The following is a 19,421-nucleotide window of genomic DNA, read 5'->3' on the forward strand; positions in this document are numbered from 1 at the left end:
CAACCATCACACGCTCCAATCTTGCGTTGGTGTTATACAGTAGAATAGCTATCCCGAAAGAGCTTGGCCGGCTTGGATAGCTCCGCATGCATGCACAGAACGATGGATATGCTCATATCAAAAGAGGGGAATCTATGGTTTCTGTCATCAATGTCAAAGATCTTGCTATGATCTATAAGGCTCCTGTACGAGAGGCAGGATTACAAGCCGCACTATCCTCATTATTCCGACGCACTTACCGCGAGATACGGGCTGTTCAGGATATCTCATTCGAACTTGAAGCGGGAGAAATAGCGGGTTTTATTGGCTCCAATGGGGCCGGAAAAACAACCACTTTAAAAATTCTCAGCGGTATCCTACATCCAACCAGTGGGTTGGTAAGTGTCCTTGGCTTTACTCCCTGGCACCGAGAGCCGCATTATTTACAAAGCATCGCCTTGATTCGGGGGAGTCAGCCTATAGGTGGTCCAGGTGAGCTTACTGTACTCGATTCGCTCCACTTCCAACAACTCCTGTATGAAATAACAGACACTGCCTTCCAGAAGAACCTAACTTTGCTTGTAGAAATGCTTCATCTGGAGCCATTGCTCAAACGACAGATCCGTGCGCTGAGCCTGGGAGAAAGGATGCGCTGTGGCCTGGCACTCTCACTTATCTACCAACCACGCATCCTCTTTTTGGATGAACCTACGCTTGGACTGGATGTAACAGCAGTGCAGATGATGCGCCGTTTCATCTCTACTTACAGTCATCAGACAGGCGCTACGATACTTCTGACAAGTCATTATATGGCTGATGTCGAAACGCTTTGCAAACGAATCGTGCTGATCGACCAGGGAACAGTGAAATATGATGGGGATCTGGAAGAACTCTCCACAACACTCTCATCCTATAAACTACTCAAAGTCGCGTTCGCGGATGAAATAATGCCTCTGTGGAGCATGTATGGTGAAGTTATTGAAGAAGAGCCAAATAAAGTCGCGCTACGCGTCAAGCGTTCACAGGTAGCAGAGGTCACCACGCGCCTGCTGACAGAGTTAACAGTAATTGACCTGGCAATAGAAAATCCACCATTGGAGCGCGTCATCGATCAGGTCTATACGGAGGAAATGTAGTGAGACGCATCTTACGCTTGCTCTTGATCTCAACACAGCGCGAGATCCTCCAGTGGTTGGCATGGCGCCCTTTCCTGCTCACAATGCTGCTGAATCAAGCTGTAGGGCCACTAATTGGCCTCGCGGTCTGGTCAGTCGCGCTTCCCGGTAATACTCGGATTGGGATATACTATGTCGCGCTCCTGGCAGTTCAGTTGATGACGGTCTCCTATGAGAATCACACGGTCTCCAATACAATCTATGATGGAACCTTCAGTCAGGCGTTGCTTAAACCACAGCCAGTTATGCTGGGACCACTCGGCACAAATATTGCGCTTCGCCTCTGGCACTTCTTGTTTGGCCTGCCACTGCTCCTTCTTGTGAGCATAGTCGAAAAGATATCATGGGATGTGCGCCTGATCCTACTGGCACTACCTGCTCTGCTGTTCGCGGCGATCTTACGCTTTCTCATCACGTATGTCCTGGCACTCTCCGCTTTTTGGACTGAACAAGCGCATGGCATTGTGGGTCTGAACGAAACATTGATCTTTCTGCTAGGTGGTGCCTCGGCTCCCATTATTTTTCTTCCGCCCAGCTTTCGCGCTATTGGAGAGGCTTTACCATTTCGCGCGCTACTTGGGTTTCCGGCAGAAATTATGAGTGCTAGCCTGGATACCAACCAGATCCTCAGAGGATATGGATGGCAGATGCTTTGGTTGATTATGTTCTGGCTTTTAGTGACCGTTATCTGGCGAGCTGGCATACGTCGTTATACGGCAATCGGGGGATAAACATGAAACTTCTGAGACTGCTTGCCGCCAGTTTTTCGCTTTCCTTACGTCGGGAAATCACATTCCGGGCTAATCTGGTCTTTCAACTTGTATTGACTGCTCTCAATGTCGCTTCTGGTTTCGTGGTCCTGGGCGCGGTCTATACACAAACACAGACCCTGGCTGGCTGGAGTTTGAGCGAATCCATTGTCTTACTTGGAACTTTTCAAATTGTAAGCGGCATATTCGCGACCTACGTTGAGCCAAATCTTCGTTGGTTCGCGGGTCAGGTAAGGGATGGTAAGCTAGATACCATATTGGTACAGCCAGCGCCGAGCCTTTTTCTGGTAAGTTTGGGAAGGTGTGAACCGCTCTCGCTCTCCCAGGCGGCAATGGGCCTTCTCACAATTAGTTTAGGTTTATCCAATGGAAGCTCGCATCTTTCCTGGTGGGGAATAGTTAGCTGGTTGCTTCTAGTAGGGGTAGGTCTGGTCATCGCCTGGGCTTCACGAGTCCTGATGGCTAGCGTCTCTCTCTGGGTACCATCTATTGAACTGGATGTGTTGTACTCAGCTCTCTGGCAATTTGGGCGCTACCCAGTTGAAATCTACGGTCAGCCGCTACGTTTTCTCTTCACCTATATTTTGCCCTTTGCCTTTCTCTCTACCTTTCCAGCACGGGCGCTCTTTGGTCATAGCGATCCACAAGCGCTTCTTCTTGGGATAGCAATAGCTGGTATGGCTGTCATTCTAGTCCAGATAATTTGGAAAGCTGGCTTGCGGCGCTATACAAGCGCGACAAGCTAGAAACTCCATCGCCCTCTATTCGAGAGATGCTTTTCATTTAGCAAACAATGAGAAGCATCTCTTCATCTAGCTTCACAACTGTAATCAGCAGACCAAATCCCCCATATGTAGCAGCGCATTCGCCTACTCCGCGCACTCCACTCCATCCACCCGCTCCCGCCGCCAAATTTCACCCACTTTATCACCCTTTCCGGGTGATAGCGGTTCGCGACTTCGACCGTAGAAATGATAGCGCGGAAACACCGCGAGATTTATAGATACACTTAAAGGAGTTACAACCGTGTTTCGTCAGACCATCATCCTCATCTTATGCAGTCTCGTTCTTCTGAGCATGGTCGCCTGTAGCAGCAATGGTGCAGCCAGTGACGCCCCCAATACAGTACATATGAGCGACACTCAATTTGCCCTTCCATCTATTACCATCAAGAAAGGCGAGAGTATCAATCTCACCTCCGATACCTTTACACCTCATACTATCGCCAATGGTACCTGGGACGGCGAGACCGCCAAACCCGCAACCGAACCAGGCGCACCCAGGGTTGAGAACATACAAATTGGTGGCAATAGTTCGACCTCCATCGGACCTTTCAACACAGCAGGGACCTTCAAACTCTACTGCACAATTCATAGTGGCATGAAATTGGAGGTCATTGTCAAATGATAGAACAAAGCAAACTTGATACAACCCAACAAGCCCGGCCAGCCAAACGCCCAGCCGGGCCCATCACACGCACCTTGCGGGTCCTCTACATTATCGCGGCCTGGCTCTTCGCGCTGGGTGTACTCATCCAGACCTACCTGGCAGGCATGGGTATCTTCGTTAATGCAAGCTGGTTAAAGGAGCACTCCGGACTGGGATGGTCGCTGGCTGAGCTATCAATCTTGTCACTGATTTTGCTCTTTCCATGTCGCTTTCCACGCAAGATTATCCTGTTACACCTTCTGCTGATTCTGGACATAATCTTTCAGGTGGGGCTCGTCTCATTCTTTCACGGCTTCAATCTTCCTCTCCTTACAGCGCTGCATCCTATGAATGCAGTTCTGCTCTTCGTCATCGCGACGCTTCTGGCCTATAACACGCTGATCTGGACACGCTCAACACGACGAAAGGCGGGTGCTTAAGGCATGTGGCAAACCATTTGTATTAGCCTCCCTTCCCTCACGCGTGAACAACAGTGCGTTCTGGATCAACAATTGCGTCTCGCCATGCATAATTATGATCTGGAAACCGATACTATCGATGTCGGTCTCTTTTTCCTGCGCTATATGCGACCAGACGAGGCAGTGCTCATTCTGGAGGAGCGTCGAGCACTGGTCCAGCGTAATCTGGAGCGAGTGCTCGATGAGTATGGCATACGGAAAGAAGATGCTTACGCAGGAGCAGTCCGCCAGATTATCCGTGAGCACATCCGCCTTATACTACAGGCCGAACTGGAATGGATCGCGTCTACGATGAGGCACTTACACGAGTTAAGCGCCGCCTGATCACACCTCTGGCGAGGGGTCAGTGTACCCCTCGCCAGAAATCTATGATACGTGTAGGATAAGCTTGCCCGTTGAGTCGCGAGACTCCAGACGGCGGTGAGCCTCACTCACCTGTTCCAATGGAAGAATATCGGCAATGTCGATTCTTACACGCGAGCTTTTTACCAGTTCAAGTGACTGGCGAAAGGTCGCGGAAAGCAATTCGGGCGCTGATTGAGAGAGATTCCCAATGCTATAGCCCATAATGGATTTGCTTTCTGCCAGAAACGCTCCTGGCTCACGTGGAATGCCCAGAGGATTATCCAGATCACCACTGGCACTACCAAAGATGACTAAGCGCCCAAAAGGGGCCAATAGCTTGAGGCTCTGGCTACGTACGGGCTCACCTGTCGATTCGAGCACAACATCCACGCCACGCCCGCCCGTCAACTCGCGTACAGCACTTTCGTAGCCATCACGGATCAGCACGTGATCATATCCGAAGGCTCGCGCATACTCGATCTTTCGCTCGCTTCCCACAGTGCCAATTACCTGGCTCGCGCCCAGTTCGCGCGCTATCTGTCCTGCAATAGTCCCAACCCCGCCAGCCGCCGCATGGATCAGCACACTCTCCCCCTTACGAATTCGCGCTAGATTCACCAGCATGTCATATGCTGTTGGCACTATGGTTGGGAACCCCGCAGCCGTCGCAAGCTCGACCCCATCAAACGGGATCGTTAAGGCCGCCGGAGCCAGAACCAATTCAGCATATCCGCCCATGCCCGTAAATGCTGCGACCATTTGCCCTACATACAATCCCTCCACACCATCGCCCAGAGCATGAACATAGCCTGCGACCTCCAGGCCTGGTACAATTGGCAGTGAGACCTGATGATGTCCGCCGCGCCGCAACATTGTCTCAGCATAGTTAACACCTGCGTAGGCTACACGAATAACGACCTGACCCGCACCCGGCTGCGGCTCTGCGAACTCCTGTACTTTTAAGACTTCAGGCTCTCCAAATGCAGGAATAATTACCGCTTTCATCGCTTATACTCCATCTATATAATTTTGGCTAACAGCATCACAAACATCAATCGAGGCATAGTCTCGATGCCTTTGATTATAGATGGCGGAGTCATAAGCCCGTAAGGAGGCACTGAAAAGTGGCAAGGATACTTCTGAGTAACCTGCTCATATTGGTAGCCCTAGCGCTTTTATGGTATAGTTAAAGCATGGAAAGAAGAAAGCGCGTAATAGAACCGCTCGATGTCAATTGCCGTACACGGCGTGGGCTAGAGCTACTCAGCGACAAATGGACTCTGCTTGTGCTCATCTCCGTACGCGAGGAAGCGTTGCAGTTTAGTCAAATACTCGCGCATCTCGAAGGTATCTCCAAGAAGATGCTCACTCAGACCTTGCGCGGACTTGAGCGCAACGGGCTGGTCAACCGAGTTGTTTATCCGGTTATTCCCCCTATGGTCGAATACTCCCTCACGCCTCTTGGTCAGACCCTCATCGAGCCACTCTGGGCTCTACGTGACTGGTCCGAGCAACACATTGACGAGGTTGAACGCGCCAGGGATGCATATGATCAGCGAGATCATACCCACCTTCAAGACCAGATTGCCCTCCTGGTCCAACAGCGCGTCGAAGAAGCTTCTGCCCATGACTGAACCAGGACCATCTCAAGCTAGCAAAACTCGTCTTACCAAGTCACATATATCGTAGCCTCCCCGACATCAAGACGCGAGTGCTCACCATGTGCTCCTGAAACAGCAGCACATGGTGAGCATAAGGTTTAAGAAATCATCAGTTCACACAGGGTATGTTTAGTTGGAGGTGAGAAGGCTACCTATCCACCAGACATTACCAAACGTATCTTTCACGCCTGCATTCCGCTCATGGTAGGTCTTATTCTCAGGTGCTATAAGGGAGATCGCGCCTGCCTCAAGAGCACGCCTGTAGGTTGCGTCCACATCCTCAACGTAGACATACACAGAGGAGCGTGTGGCGCTCTCAGATGGCTCGCCCGTTTCAAGCACAATAATCGAATCGCCAACCTGTACTTCGATGTGATTTCCGCCCTTGCTCGTCGGAGAGCGCTCTAATTCCTGCGCGCCAAAAACCTGAACTACAAAGTTTAATAACTCAGGTCGCCCATAAAGGTAGGGGCGCACAGTTCCCCCACCTTGTCGCACATGTGACATATTCATATGCTTGCTTCTCCATCCTTACATGATGCATTTTCGAGCGCGTGAAAGTGTGCGCGTTCGCGGTTAAAGTGTAGTAGATAGAGAAGGCTCGCGTCTTGTAAAAAATGAAACCTCAATCAGAAAAGGGAATGTGATGACTATATATTGACCGTTGGCTCAGGTACTCACCTGGGGCCAACCCGACAAATGCCTGGAAATCGTGAATGAGGTGCGCTTGATCATAATAACCACAGGTCAGCGCGATATCAGCCCAATGTACCAGAGAATCGCTCTCAAGCAAACGTAGAACTTCATTAAAGCGGTGAACACGATAGAATTGCCGGGGTGTCAGGCCCACCGCATCGCGGAAGACCCGAATGAAGCGCGTTTGGCTCAGCCCGCGCGTTCGCTCATAGCTGAAGTCGTCAGCTCATGCTCAGAATGCTGGAACTCTTTTAGTGAGAAGGTGATCACAGGATGAATATAGAGCCGCTTCAAACGCCTGAGCAAAGCCTGTTCTAGTAGAGCGAATGCCCCTTCAGGTGATCCAATCTCAAGCATTTGCTCGCGCAGTTCAAGAGCTTCATGTCCCCATAACAGATTCAAGGAGACAATCTGATTATGCAACTCAGAGGCAGGAATGTTCAGGAAGGGAGCCACGCCACCCGGCTTAAACGACACTCCTATCACACGCTTCTGGCTGGCTGTATCGATGAGAGAAAACTCTGATCGCGCGCCACTGATAACACAACCACGACAACTCTGGAATACATCGGGGTTATACCGATCATACACTCGTATCAAGTCGTCATCCAGGTTGATAATCAGTGATGCCACGCCATCAGGCAAACGACGATCCTTTGTGTAAGACGTTCTGATGTCCTCTTCATAATACCAGAAGCGATCCACAAACTCCCCAAGAGGCGCGCCCGGAAAAAAAATACGGCTACCCACCTGGCTCATCCTTCACTAGAACACTTGAGCTATTGCATCTCCATGCCAAGCTTACCCCATTCCCCTCTCAAAAGCAAGGCATTTCCTAATGCTGCACCCCCCTCTGTCAAACTTGTATTTCGTAGGAAATTGTACCTATTTTACCCTTTTATCACACCAGTATCCTTGCTATATTGAAGGCTATATATTTAAATAAACATGGATGTTGGTAAGGTATTAATGGCTTGATTTAGGACTTCTCTCCACTTGCTATTCACAAAGATCATGGCTTACAGGGTGATCTTCTAGAAACGATTCAGCAAATATCACCTGCCTTCAAAATACCTGAGCAGTGAGAGGTCTCTAACGTTAACAATGTGCTGAGCTAACCCCAAAATCAAACGACGTTCAGATAGATATGGTGAAATAGGCTCAGCGCATATTAAGTACAGTATGCCGATGGCGGAACATCGGACAAAAGTATAGGTAAAGGTTTATGGTTGGAAAATCGCCAAATGATATTGCAAATCAACCCGTAATCGACCGCTATCGACTGCTGCACTTTATACATCAAGGTGAAACCCAGTCAGTCTATCAGGCAGTGGACACCCACACGACCCGTCATGTCGCGCTCAAATTGACGCGCCTGGCACAGGTATCCAGGGGAAGATCCGAACGGCTCCAACACTTCAACCGCGCAATGGAAGAGGTTGCTGCGTTGGACCATTCCCATATCCTGCCTCTACTCGATTTTGGGGTTATGGCACCTGAACAGGTGAACCGGGAGCATGACTTTGTCTACATGGTAATGCCCCTTGTTGCGGAGCGCTCACTCGACGTCTGGTTGCATGAAAACAGGCGCCAGTCAAACGCACCAAATGCGCGACTAGAGAGCACTGAACTATTAAGTTTTGTGCGTCAGGCAGCCCAGGCTCTACAATACGCACATGAACGCAACGTGCTTCATATGGGCGTCAAACAGACAAACTTCCTGATACGACCACAAAGCGACAGCAACAGCTTCCCGCATCTGGAATTGTCAGACTTCGCGATAACACGCTTTACCTCGAACTCGCATGAGCAGGGTATCATTGCTCCAGAGCTAATGGCAGGGCGTCCCCTGGCTGCCAGTGATCAGTATGCCCTCGCTATCATCGTCTATGAGTTGCTTACCGGGCAAGCATACACGCCTGCGCGCTATCACGGTCAGAGCCTCTCAGCGCTGTTTGATGCGGATGTGCGCGCTTCTAAGATGACACCTGCTGCGAGCAGCGTACTTCAGCGCGCGCTCGCTCCAGAAGCGCAATCTCGCTTCTCGTCGGTCGCGGAATTCGCCGATGCCTTCACGCGTGCTCTGGATCAGGGGAAACGTGGAGAGAATCAATATATCATGCTCGGTCTGAGCGCGGCAGAAGCTCAATCCGGCACGACCTTTCCTTTAACCCTCGCAGGCAACCGCCAGGTCAATATCACAGTGCCACCGAACTCACAGCCTGGACAAATTATCCAGATCGATGGCCTCGGCAAGCCATCAACCTCAAATGGCCCAAATGGTGCGCTTGTGGTCACACTAGCCATCCGGCCCAATGCCAATGGTGTGGTTTCTTCCGATCCCGGCGAGCGGCAAGCCATGCTTTCCGAGCTACGAAACATCTCACACCAGATTCAGACGCTACAGAGTCAGGCACCCGCTACACCCAGCGCGAATCCGACAGCCTCCGGCAGCGCTCCCGCTCCTGGTCAACCTCTCAATACCTCCTCTTTGGAGGAACAGGTACAGAAGCTTGAGCATATTTCGCGCGTCCTCAGGACATACGACGACTATGTGAAGATCGAGGGACCCAAAGATATCCCCCGCTTCATCGTCAAGCATCTTCCTCCAGGCACCGCGATAATGCTTGTTTTGCTCGCTGTCCTCATTGTCGCCTGTAACTGCTCAATTTCCAATACCTTACAAGAAGCTATTGTGAACAATGGGAATGCTAATGTCGAATTGCTTGCCTGGGGCAATACTCAAATGACTGCTACTGCTCAAGCATCGATCAACTCAACGGCGACCGCCAAGAAGAATGCCCAGGCGACAGCAGTAGCCAAACATATGCAGGATGTACAGCAAGCTATTGATGCCGTGCATATTCCCGCGCAGTATAACGTGGATGAAAGCAGTAACAATAATGAAGATAGCCTTATCTTCACTGATCTGCTGAACAAATCCAATACAGGCCAATGGAAGCAGGGAGAACCTGATGCCATCCCCTCCTGTTACTTCGGCCAGAACGATAATTTCTATCACGCGAAGACGAATCAGGTCAAACAACCTTTATGGTGCCAAGCCTCTAACGAGACTGCTAATCTACAACGCGGCGTGAATTTCGTCTTGCAGGTCCAATTATCTATCCTGAATGGTTCTACAGGCGGCATAGTATTTGGCGCGGGCGATGTCAAATCGTCATGCTACTTCTACATCTCCCAAACAGGCGACTACGAAATCGGCTACAATAACACGCCCTTTACTCACGGCAAAGGCAAGAGCACAGCTATCAATACAGGCATCGGCACAAACGTTACCAATCTGATCGCTATGGTAGTTACAGATAAGAAGGTTACTTTCTTTATCAATCTTGAACCTGTACTCAGTATCGAGGAGGTCAGCCTACCTACTGTCGGCAACGTGGCCCTGGTCGCTCTGAGCGATGGCAGTCCAACCGATGTTGCCTATCAGAAAATCAAAGCCTGGCAGTAGCCACAGTGCATTGCTTGCAGAGACGGCCTCGTAGGGAATCGTGATTCCCTACGAGGCCTCTTTTTGCTTTAAGCCAGAGATGATCTGATACGCGCACCACCATCACAATCGATGATGCTGTTTGTCATAAACGGGTTAGCTATCAGCATAGAGATGACCTGAGCCACATCTTCAGGCTGCCCAAGACGCTTAACCGGTTGAAGTGCGACCGCTTGCGAGAAGATAGCCTCACGCGCCTCGGCAGGCAAACCATTCCACCAGGGAGTCGCAATAAGCCCCGGCGCGACAGCATTGACACGCAAGGGTTGCAATTCAAGAGCCAGGGTCGGGACCATTGCTTCCAATGCTCCGTTGAGAGCTCCCAGACCAGAGGCCCCACTATAAGCCGTATGAGCCGTGACCGCACTAACAAGAGTAAGAGAACCATCTGCCCGCAGGTAATCGAGACCAACCTGGGCGGCAAGCAGTTGCGGCCAGAACTTGTCCTCAAAGGCGCGACGTAGCGAATCAAAGTCTAGCGTACGGAACTCACCTGCTCCCTCACTTCCCCCCAGAGTCAAGACCAAATGGTCAAATGTCCCGACACGCTTAAAGAATCCCTGTAACGCCTCACGGGAGGTCGTGTCTACTACCTCACCCTTTGCGGATTCTCCTAGCTCCACTAGTGCCTGGTCAATCTTGTCGCGCTGGCGGCTAGCAACGACAACCTTCGCACCTTCGGCAATCAGCGCTCTAGCAGTTGCCAATCCAATTCCCGATGTCCCGCCAATGATAACGACTTGCTGATTCTCAAGTTTCACGTTTATATCTCTCTTTCCTCAATGTAACAATGCGTATTCAGAATAATCGCAGAAATTATCTTAAACTATTGACCGTTTGCCCGGTCAAGCAAACAAATGGCTAGCTCTAGCTTAAAATGTTGTTTGCTCACCCACTTTCTGTTACAATAAACGATACGCGGTGTCTCCTAATCAACAATGATAAATATATACGCTCCGTATCGTATTTGTCAATAGGGAAGCAAAAGTTGTCTGAGAGTGAGGATTGAAATGGAAGAACTGGAAAAGAAGGCTGGTGGACGTCCACGAAGTGACCAGGCGCACCAGGCCATACTACAAGCTACCATGGAGGTGCTGAAGCGAGATGGTTACCGTGCGATGACCATTGAAGCCATCGCGGCATGCGCGGGAGTGGGTAAGAAGACGATCTACCGTTGGTGGTCTTCCAAAGCAGAAGTAGCTCTAGAGACGCTTACGACATATGTTGAAATGCATGTTCCCTTTCAGGATACAGGCTCACTTGAAGGCGACCTGTTAACACATCTGAAACTGGCGCTTCCGGGTCTTGCAGGCCCATCAGGAGCGCTTCTGCGTGGATTGGTCGCGGAATCACTCTTGAACGAAGATTTTGCGCATGAATTTCAACGCCTTTTCATTATACCTCGTCGTGCGGAACTGGTCGTGCTTCTCAAACGCGGCATTCAACGCGGAGAACTGCCTTCCGAGGTCGATCCCGAGGTACTTGCGGATCAGGTCTACGGCGCGAAGTGGTATCGCTTTCTCCTCTATCCAGCACCACTCGATGACAACTACGCACACACGCTCGTCAATCACATTCTGCTCCTGAGCAAACAAGATCAATAGCTCGCTGCTCAAACCATTTCAGCCGCCATACTTGCACATAGCTATTTTTTCTCATGTGTCTGTGCGGGTGCATATACTGCTGCCAGGCGTTCCGATGGCACGGTAAAGGTATAGGTGTCACCATGTGCGAGGTAATGCATTCGTGAAGTCAATTTGGCTTTCTCTACCGCATGCTGAAAATCCTTCAATGGCGATTTGAAGGCGGTGTAATCGTTGTAGTGAATGGGGATGCCAATTCGTGGGTTAATCAATTGAAAGGCTTTAAGCCCCTGCTTCGCGTCCATTGTAACGAGCAGACCCATGATACGCGTTCCGCCAAGGTGGAAAAGCCCCAGGTCAATGTCGGGATAACGTAGAGGAATGGCGGTAAGGTCATGCATATAGATGGTATCACCACTGATGTAGAGTCGCATTAGAGTCTCTTCTGTCGCCACTTGCTGGAACTCCAGCATGCTTCCCATAACTGGCGGAAGCAGACCTGCTAACCGTCCCCGCGCATGTTTGCCCGGCATCGCTGTTACCTTCAGTTGCACGGCTCCACGCTCAAGAATAAAGCTCTCCCATGTTTTCAATGGATAGACTGTCTTAAAACCCTTTTTCTTTAACGTCGCGGCAGCCTCCGGCGTAGTCACAATCGGTGTAGTCCGCGCAAGCTTACGCATAACGATCCGATCAAAATGGTCTTCATGCAAGTGTGAGAGAAGCACAAAATCGACCTTCGGCACCTCTTCAAGCTCAAGCGCTGGATTCGTCAGGCGTTTTGAATGTATTCCATAGCCCAAATGTACCGAATCGCCCTTATGCAAAAAATTGGGATCGGTCATAATGGTAAAACCAGCGTATTGCATGATAACTGTTGCCGTACCCACAAAGAAGATCTTCCCTTCGGTCAGGTCTCCCGCACCACCAGACCCTGCGCTCTTCACGACGCGGTGAATATATTGAACTGCGTTCTTATTCGCTCGCTTCTGATGCCTACTCATGCTCGCCGCTCCTGTGCTTATTGCTATTTCCGACATTCCCCACCTGACGCTTTCACGTTCTGACATATAACCCACGTTACATGGAAAGTATTCATTCTGCATGAGATGGGGGGGGCACTTCACATCCACATTGTGAGATACATCATTCCCCGGCTCAGTTACTTATGTTATATTCTTAATTATCAATCCTAATAAAATTTCCAATCTCGCTAAGTCGAGAAAATGACCTGACTGGCATCAGAAATCGGTCGCTCACAGCGTGGGACGCTGTTAGACAAAGCATCATCCTATAAGGAGTTTTCTAGGAATATGCACAAGGTAAAGACTCGCAAATACGCGTTAGTCAGCATATTTGGCGTTTTGCTAATCATGCTTATGGGGTGTAGTGGCGGTGGAGACACCACTGCCAAACCCACTCCCACAACTCCAGATGTAAAATATGTAGACTATGACCTCAAGATACCTGCTGAGGCCCTCAATTCACCAGAAGTTGGCCCGCTTCCAGGCGATACCAAACTTCATGTGCTGGTGACCTTTAAAGCCAATCAGGACGAATTGAAGAAGCTCAAAGATCTGAAGCAGAAGTCAGATCAGAATATCGACCTGTCACAGGAAGCTAACAAGATTGGCATCACCGATGCGCAGTATGCCAAGATTAAGAGCTACCTGGGTGTCGATGGCGTTAATCTCAAACTTGATACCACACATACAAGCATGACCATTGACTCCAAGGCGAGCCTCCTGGAGACACTGCTGCAAACCACCTTCGTGAAGCATAAACTCAAGGATGGTCGCGTCTTCTTTGCCCCCAAGACGGCTCCCAAGATTCCCGACTTTATGAAGGATCGTATCGTCGCGATTACCGGTCTCGACAACTATAGCAAGCCTCCCACGAGCAAGGCGACCTTCAAGCAATTGGAGCAGACAAGCTTCAAGAGTAGCTCCAATGCGAATGATCCTACCTGTGAGGTGAATGACCCAAGAGTCGTAAACTGGAAGCAGGTAGCCCACGCCTACGGCCTCGATAGCCTCTGGCAGCAGGGCTTCACTGGCAAGGGCATGGTCATTAACCTTGTGGAGCTAGAAGGCTTTGATAAGACATCCGTCCAGAAGTACTTCAATTGTGTTGGCTATAAGGGCAACCTCAAGGTCATCAATGTCGACAACGAGCCCAATCCCAAGGATGCAGTTGGCGAATCGCTTCTAGATATTGAGATGATCGCGGGACTCGCCCCCGATATCGATATCAATGTCTATCAGGGTGTAGATGAATACGGCACAGGATCATGGGAGACATTCAACAATATCCTGTCGCAGATCGCTAACGACAACGCTAAGAAACATGCTCCTAGCATGGTCAGCATTAGCTGGGGTAGTGGCGAGCAAGAGCTCTACGAAGAAGTCTTCAATTCTATGAGCGCCAAGATGCAAATGCTGACCGAGGCGGAGCATATGACGGTCTTCGCCGCCAGCGGCGACTGTGGTGCCTTCCAATCTATGGAATGGAATAAACTAGACGTCAACTATCCTTCGTCCGATCCTTACGCGACAGCGGTAGGTGGTACGCTTCTGAAGACCGATGCCCAGGGCAATCGTGTTGGCGAGACTGTCTGGCAGGATGCCACCGATAAGACAAAATGTAATAACGCCTGGGGCAGTGGCGGTGGACTAAGCACAAACTTCAATCAGCCCGCGTTCACTGCCGTTCCTGGTATGCAAAACAAGTATTCCGACAAACATCGTCAGGTGCCAGACATCGCCGCCGTGGCGACGAATCTGCCCATTTATCAGGATGGTGGTTGGTATATCTCTGGTGGTACCAGCGCTGCGACTCCCATCTGGGCTACTGCGCTTTCACTCATCAATCAGGCCATGATCTCGAAGGCGAAAGTCTACGGCTATAGCACTGATCTCTTCTATGAGATTGCTGCGGGTAAGCAAGATCCCAGCGGCCCATCTTACTTTGATGTGACGCAGGGCGATAACAACTACTACCCCGCGACTCAGGGCTGGGACTATTCCACCGGTCTGGGTGCTCCCAACGCCAGGAACTTCTACCTGACGTTCGCGGGATTGGTCGCGGAGAATCCATAGAATATAGTCCTCCAACTAGAACAAGAGAGCATGCATTACTACTGTCCAACAGAGGTAATGCATGCTCTCTTTTTGTGCTCGATAGATACGGTGCGCGACATGCCAAAGTCTGCTAGAATAGAGCGGCATATTGGGGCAAGTGAAAGGATATGGTAGGATGGCACAGCATGAGCAGACCTCGAACGAGCGTTACGCACACCAACTTCTAGCTCGCCTGACCGAATGGTCTACATACACCGAGCGTATCAAAGCCCAGCATCAGATCGCTCCTAGCGCGGCTCGCTATACCCTAGTCAACGACGAGATTCGCCCCCTGCTCCCGCCTGATATTGAGAACCTTTACACGCACCAGTATGAAGCCTTGAGGGCGGCCCTGGGTCATGAACATGTGACTATCGCGACCGCGACCGCGTCCGGCAAGACCTATGCGATGGCTCTTCCTTCACGCGTTCGCCGCCATCGTCAGCCAGGGGCGACTCTCCTCTGTGTGGCTCCCACGCGTGCGCTGATACAGCAATGGCAGGAGCGCCTCTCATCCTGGGACCCGGCCCTCCGTGTCGAGGTATATACCGGCGATACACCCCAGGCCGAGCGGGCCGCGATCCGCCAACGCGCCCAAGCCGTGATTACAACTCCAGACATGCTACATATGGGCTTGCTTCCCTATCACCGCTCCTGGGCAGGTTTCCTTTCACGCCTACAAGATGTCATTGTAGATGAATCTCATATGTACCGGGGCGTCTTTGGAAGCCATGTCGCGCTTATTCTGCGCCGTCTCAAGCGTGTCCTGGCACTTCACAACGCTCAACCAAGCTTTATCTTTGGCTCGGCGACCATTGGTAATCCCGAAGATCATGCTGTCCAACTCATTGGTGATGATGTCAGCGCCATCACAGCTAACGGCGCGCCCGCTGGTGGGCGCCTGACTCTACTCTGGCAGCCACCCGATGATAGCGGTTATGTCGAAGAAGCGGCGGGGCTGCTGGCATTCTTCATTACACAGGGAGTGCGCTCAATCCTCTTCGGTCAGGCCCGGCAGACAGTTGAACGTATGGTGCGCCTGACACGAAGTATGCTCCCTTCTTATTTGCAAATGAAGGTTCTGGCCTACCGCGCTGGCTATACGGTCGAGCAACGACGCGAAATCGAAGATCAGCTCGCGCGTGGCGAAATTCTGGGTATCATTTCGACCAGCGCCCTTGAAGTGGGCATCGATGTAGGCGACCTGGATGTCTCAATCGTGGCTGGCTTCCCCGGAAGCATTTCTAGCTTCTGGCAACAGGCAGGTCGCGCCGGGAGGCGTAATCGCAGCGCTCTAAGTATCTTTGTATTGCGTGAGGATGCGCTTGATCAATATTTCGCTGCACACCCCTCTATGCTGCTCGACCAACCCGCCGAGCGTGCCTTGGTCAATATCAATAATCCCTATATCTTTCCCCGCCATCTCTTATGCGCGGCCTATGAGCAGCCGCTTTCACTCGCAGACCAACATCTCTTCGGACCCGCCACAGCTCAGACGCTCGCGCGACTCGTCGAAGAACGCGAACTAGTTCAGCATGGGAATCGCTATTATCTGCGCAACACACGTCAGAGTGTAGCTTTCCAGGTCTCACTGCGCCAGGTTGGGGAGCGTCTCTCAATCATGAGCGCAACCACGGGCAGCAGGGAGCGCCGCATTGAGGAGACCGATATCCACCATGCTATCAGTGAGTGTCATCCAGGGGCTATCTACTACTCACAGGGTGTCTCCTACGAGGTTCAACAGCTCGATCTCGCGCAGAAGCGCATCGATGTCCGCCCTCATGAAACCGCCTTCTATACCGAGCCTATCATCCAGACAGATGTGCAGATACAAGAGGTGGAACAGCACCAACATCTCCCACGCCTGCATCTCTACTCCGGGCGAGTGCTCGTCACGCGCGAGGTTCAGGGCTTCCTTCGCCGCCATAACCGCTACCGCACCATTTTAGAACAATGCGAACTAGAGGAGCCCCTCTCAGCTCCGCTTGAGACCAGGGCGCTTTGGATGCTTATTGACAACGCTCTCATCGAGGAGCTTATCAGCGCGCGCCGCGATCCCGCTGGCGCGCTACATGCCGTTGAACATGGCATGATCGCCCTCCTACCACTCTTCGTCCTTGGTGACCGCCGCGACGTAGGTGGTGTCTCCGTTGTCCCCTATCATCCCCAAACACGCGCGGCTACCATTTTTATCTATGATGGCTATCCAGGCGGTATAGGTTACAGTGAGGAGGCCTTCAGGCAATGGTCCGCGCTGGCACAAGCCACCCTTGAGACGCTGCGAACCTGCTCCTGCGCGGAGGGCTGCTACGCCTGCATCATGTCCCCCAAATGCGGCAATCAGAATCGTCCTCTGGACAAAGCAGGAGCCATTTATCTCCTTAATGCGCTCCTATACAAAAAAAGCACTAGCCACTAATGTAGCTAGTGCTGATTTATTCAGGCTTCCGTGAGATGGTCCCTATCTCGCGCTATCCCCAGCTAAAAGCATCGACATAGACGCTAACACTACTAGGAGCATTCAGGTCAATACCCACCTGTGGAGATGATATATTCATACTACCTATCGTGTAACTCACTCTCGTCCATTGACCCGCGGTCAGCGCGATAACTGGTCCATCGTACCAAAGATTATTGCCATCGCCTATAGAAATGTTGGCGGTCATTGAAGGCGTGCCAGATGGTACATAGACATATGTGGTAACAGTCTGCCCTTGCGTGATCTGAGCCCGGATGAAGGCATATGATTGCCTGCTGATCGTGGCTTTTAAGGAATATGCTCCATCATAGCTATATTGCGAGCTACTCTGTAGCGAGCCAAAGGTGCTTTGCCAACCCTGTCCGCTGCCCTCAAATGAATAGAATACAGAGGGTGCTGGGGAAGCATTTGTTGGCGCTTGTGTTGGTGCTGTAGTTGTTGGTTGATTCGACTGATTTGTACTAGCCGTTCCTTTGCTGCCTGCCGGTTGCTTTGTACCAGATGTTGCATTAGCTGTTGCGCTGGTCGAGGTCGTGGTGCCAGTTCCAGGCGTCTGCCTCACTGGCTGCGTACTACGCTCACCAGGGTGTGCCTGCTCAGAAATCCTGGTCGCGGTACTTCCCGCCATGCTTACATTGTCCGAAGGCGTCTTCTGCTGCGTAGCGAGCAGTACTGAACCTACAAGAATGCAAATAACCAGCAGAAGCGAGAGCGCCAGGATCAAGCGCCCTTTATGCTTGTGAGCGGCAGGCTTCGGCGACAATGCGACCAAAGGTAAAACGGCCTCGCTTCTCGCTTCACCTTTAGAAGTTATCTCGTCCGGCTTCGATAAGCCTTCTCCAGACGGCAACGGTTTTAAACTCGCATAGTTTGATTGTAACTGCTCCAACATAGAATTGATACGCTTCGAGTCATCCAACGTTGACTGCTTCCCACCAGTTTCAGACTTTTGCTGCCCAACCTCCTCCACCGCGGGCATCAGCTTATCAGTGGCAACTTGCCGCTTTGGAGGGGCTGGTTGCACAGATGGGGTTGCATCAGATAGTGCTTTTGAGGTCAACGATGGCGCTAGCGTCCCTGTTGTACGAGGGGCTCGTCTGCTAGCGGGAATATGGCTCTTCGGAAGAGGAGTCAAACGGGACACCACCTCTCGCTCATCACCAACGGAATGTGCGATTCGGGTCTCTGCCAGAGTCGAAGATGGCTGAGCACCTTCCTGCTCTCCAGTCTCAGTGCGCTCGAAAGACTGGCCCTTCTCGCTCTTCTCCTGGGAAGACATGGAAGGCTCTTGTATAGCATACAGAAACTCCTGAGCGCTGGCAAAACGCCGTTGTGGCTCAGGATCAAGCGCCCGACTTAGCGCCTGATGCAGGTAGGCTGATAGCGAAGATGGCAGAGCATGCCGGGCCTGGGGAAGCCAATTCCCAGGAGAATTCAGCGTCCGACCGCTCGCGGGCGATTTTACCGACGTCTGACCGCTACTCAGCATGGCAGCCAGTATTCCAGCCAGGGCATATACATCTCCCTGCACGCCATTCTTGCTTGACGCGAGATAAGCTTCATTAGTCTCTGGAGGCAAATCGGACTGCAAGGAAGCAAGGTCGAAGTCCGTCAATAGCGCCTCCTGGCTGGCATTGAAGAGAATACTTTGCGCGCTCAGATTGCCATGCACAATCTTCTGTTCATGCGCGTAAGCCAACGCCTCACCAACGCGCTTAATGATTGTCAACGCCTCATCCAGCAAAAATGGCTGAGGCCACTGCCGCAAGATACGGTTATGCAATGAACGGAAAGGAGCGAATTCGCTAATAATGTAAGGTATCGCTGTTTCGCCATTGATGCCATAATCCACAATAGGTAGAATATAAGGATGCTGCAACGACTTCAGCCGTTCTGCCTCATGCAAAAATTGCTGCTGCCTATCCATAGTAGCAAGAGGTAGCGCGTGAAAATACTTCAGCGTCACCGACTGCTTGTCCCCAGATTCAGTAACCTTCTCACCCAGATACACATACTTAAAGAGATCAGAAGAAAGCTGTGTTGTAAGAGCATAACCAGCGACGGTCCTGCCAACCAGGCCTTCCGAAGTATCCATTGGAATCCTCCAACCCTCGATTAGCCCATAAATAATGGAGAGTATTAATAAGCTAAATTATCAAATAGATAGCAATCAATCAATTGTAATTTTACTGGTTT

The 19,421-nt window shown here is 51.2% G+C and carries 18 protein-coding genes; 11 read left to right on the top strand and 7 right to left on the bottom strand.

All coding sequences use genetic code 11. The features are described from left to right. Positions 1–134: 134 nt before the first annotated feature. From K3T82_RS36475 to K3T82_RS36500, 6 genes are all read left to right on the top strand, one after another. Positions 135–1,115, top strand: a complete 981-nt coding sequence (locus tag K3T82_RS36475) for an ABC transporter ATP-binding protein (protein ID WP_220198428.1) — start codon at positions 135–137, stop codon at positions 1,113–1,115. Then, entirely contained in the window at positions 1,115–1,885 is a 771-nt protein-coding gene (locus K3T82_RS36480) for an ABC-2 family transporter protein (RefSeq protein WP_220198429.1), read from the top strand. Before K3T82_RS36475 ends, K3T82_RS36480 begins: the two co-directional genes overlap by 1 nt. A gap of 2 nt (positions 1,886–1,887) precedes the next feature. Then, positions 1,888–2,670 carry an ABC transporter permease gene (locus tag K3T82_RS36485; protein WP_220198430.1) on the top strand — a complete coding sequence of 261 codons (783 nt, stop codon included), beginning with the start codon at positions 1,888–1,890 and terminating at the stop codon, positions 2,668–2,670. A gap of 280 nt (positions 2,671–2,950) precedes the next feature. Beyond that, positions 2,951–3,331, top strand: a complete 381-nt coding sequence (locus K3T82_RS36490; RefSeq protein WP_220198431.1) for a cupredoxin domain-containing protein — start codon at positions 2,951–2,953, stop codon at positions 3,329–3,331. After that, entirely contained in the window at positions 3,328–3,792 is a 465-nt protein-coding gene (locus tag K3T82_RS36495) for a DUF6220 domain-containing protein (protein ID WP_220198432.1), read from the top strand. Before K3T82_RS36490 ends, K3T82_RS36495 begins: the two co-directional genes overlap by 4 nt. A 3-nt stretch (positions 3,793–3,795) precedes the next feature. Further along, positions 3,796–4,155 carry a hypothetical protein gene (locus K3T82_RS36500; RefSeq protein ID WP_220198433.1) on the top strand — a complete coding sequence of 120 codons (360 nt, stop codon included), beginning with the start codon at positions 3,796–3,798 and terminating at the stop codon, positions 4,153–4,155. A gap of 42 nt (positions 4,156–4,197) precedes the next feature. Here the strand turns inward: K3T82_RS36500 and K3T82_RS36505 are convergent, their stop codons facing one another. Then, entirely contained in the window at positions 4,198–5,181 is a 984-nt protein-coding gene (locus tag K3T82_RS36505) for a quinone oxidoreductase family protein (RefSeq protein WP_220198434.1), read from the bottom strand. Between the two features lie 188 nt (positions 5,182–5,369). On the opposite strand from K3T82_RS36505, the gene K3T82_RS36510 reads away from it, so the two are divergent. Continuing rightward, complete coding sequence (locus tag K3T82_RS36510; protein ID WP_220198435.1) at positions 5,370–5,810, top strand: winged helix-turn-helix transcriptional regulator; 441 nt, start codon at positions 5,370–5,372, stop codon at positions 5,808–5,810. 156 nt (positions 5,811–5,966) lie between these two features. On the opposite strand, the gene K3T82_RS36515 is transcribed toward K3T82_RS36510, so the two are convergent. From K3T82_RS36515 to K3T82_RS36525, 3 genes are all read right to left on the bottom strand, one after another. Beyond that, positions 5,967–6,350, bottom strand: coding sequence for a VOC family protein (locus K3T82_RS36515; protein WP_220198436.1), 384 nt, complete (start codon positions 6,348–6,350; stop codon positions 5,967–5,969). 112 nt (positions 6,351–6,462) lie between these two features. Further along, positions 6,463–6,687 carry a helix-turn-helix domain-containing protein gene (locus K3T82_RS50450; RefSeq protein ID WP_420799382.1) on the bottom strand — a complete coding sequence of 75 codons (225 nt, stop codon included), beginning with the start codon at positions 6,685–6,687 and terminating at the stop codon, positions 6,463–6,465. Between the two features lie 35 nt (positions 6,688–6,722). Then, positions 6,723–7,283 (bottom strand): DUF6597 domain-containing transcriptional factor, encoded by a 561-nt coding sequence (locus K3T82_RS36525; protein WP_220198437.1) that lies wholly within the window; start codon positions 7,281–7,283, stop codon positions 6,723–6,725. A 475-nt stretch (positions 7,284–7,758) separates the two neighbouring features. Between K3T82_RS36525 and K3T82_RS36530 the strand changes: the two genes are divergently transcribed. Further along, positions 7,759–10,005 carry a serine/threonine protein kinase gene (locus K3T82_RS36530; protein WP_220198438.1) on the top strand — a complete coding sequence of 749 codons (2,247 nt, stop codon included), beginning with the start codon at positions 7,759–7,761 and terminating at the stop codon, positions 10,003–10,005. A 68-nt stretch (positions 10,006–10,073) separates the two neighbouring features. On the opposite strand, the gene K3T82_RS36535 is transcribed toward K3T82_RS36530, so the two are convergent. Then, a complete protein-coding gene (locus K3T82_RS36535; RefSeq protein WP_220198439.1) occupies positions 10,074–10,805 on the bottom strand; it encodes an SDR family oxidoreductase in 732 nt (243 codons plus the stop codon). Positions 10,806–11,054: 249 nt separating this feature from the next. Here K3T82_RS36535 and K3T82_RS36540 point away from each other — a divergent pair, with 249 nt between their 5' ends. Further along, positions 11,055–11,648 carry a TetR/AcrR family transcriptional regulator gene (locus K3T82_RS36540; RefSeq protein ID WP_220198440.1) on the top strand — a complete coding sequence of 198 codons (594 nt, stop codon included), beginning with the start codon at positions 11,055–11,057 and terminating at the stop codon, positions 11,646–11,648. A gap of 41 nt (positions 11,649–11,689) precedes the next feature. Here K3T82_RS36540 and K3T82_RS36545 read toward each other — a convergent pair whose 3' ends face one another. Next, on the bottom strand, positions 11,690–12,631 hold the full coding sequence (locus tag K3T82_RS36545; protein WP_220198441.1) for an MBL fold metallo-hydrolase: 942 nt from the start codon (positions 12,629–12,631) through the stop codon (positions 11,690–11,692). A 309-nt stretch (positions 12,632–12,940) separates the two neighbouring features. Here K3T82_RS36545 and K3T82_RS36550 point away from each other — a divergent pair, with 309 nt between their 5' ends. Both K3T82_RS36550 and K3T82_RS36555 read left to right on the top strand, forming a co-directional pair. Next, positions 12,941–14,725, top strand: coding sequence for a S53 family peptidase (locus K3T82_RS36550; RefSeq protein WP_220198442.1), 1,785 nt, complete (start codon positions 12,941–12,943; stop codon positions 14,723–14,725). Between the two features lie 157 nt (positions 14,726–14,882). Further along, complete coding sequence (locus K3T82_RS36555; RefSeq protein WP_220198443.1) at positions 14,883–17,165, top strand: DEAD/DEAH box helicase; 2,283 nt, start codon at positions 14,883–14,885, stop codon at positions 17,163–17,165. A gap of 52 nt (positions 17,166–17,217) precedes the next feature. Here K3T82_RS36555 and K3T82_RS36560 read toward each other — a convergent pair whose 3' ends face one another. Next, positions 17,218–19,320 carry a serine/threonine protein kinase gene (locus K3T82_RS36560; RefSeq protein ID WP_220198444.1) on the bottom strand — a complete coding sequence of 701 codons (2,103 nt, stop codon included), beginning with the start codon at positions 19,318–19,320 and terminating at the stop codon, positions 17,218–17,220. Positions 19,321–19,421: the final 101 nt, after the last annotated feature.

Origin of the sequence: Ktedonospora formicarum, from assembly GCF_016587355.1 — a bacterium.
Classification (GTDB): domain Bacteria; phylum Chloroflexota; class Ktedonobacteria; order Ktedonobacterales; family Ktedonobacteraceae; genus Ktedonobacter; species Ktedonobacter formicarum.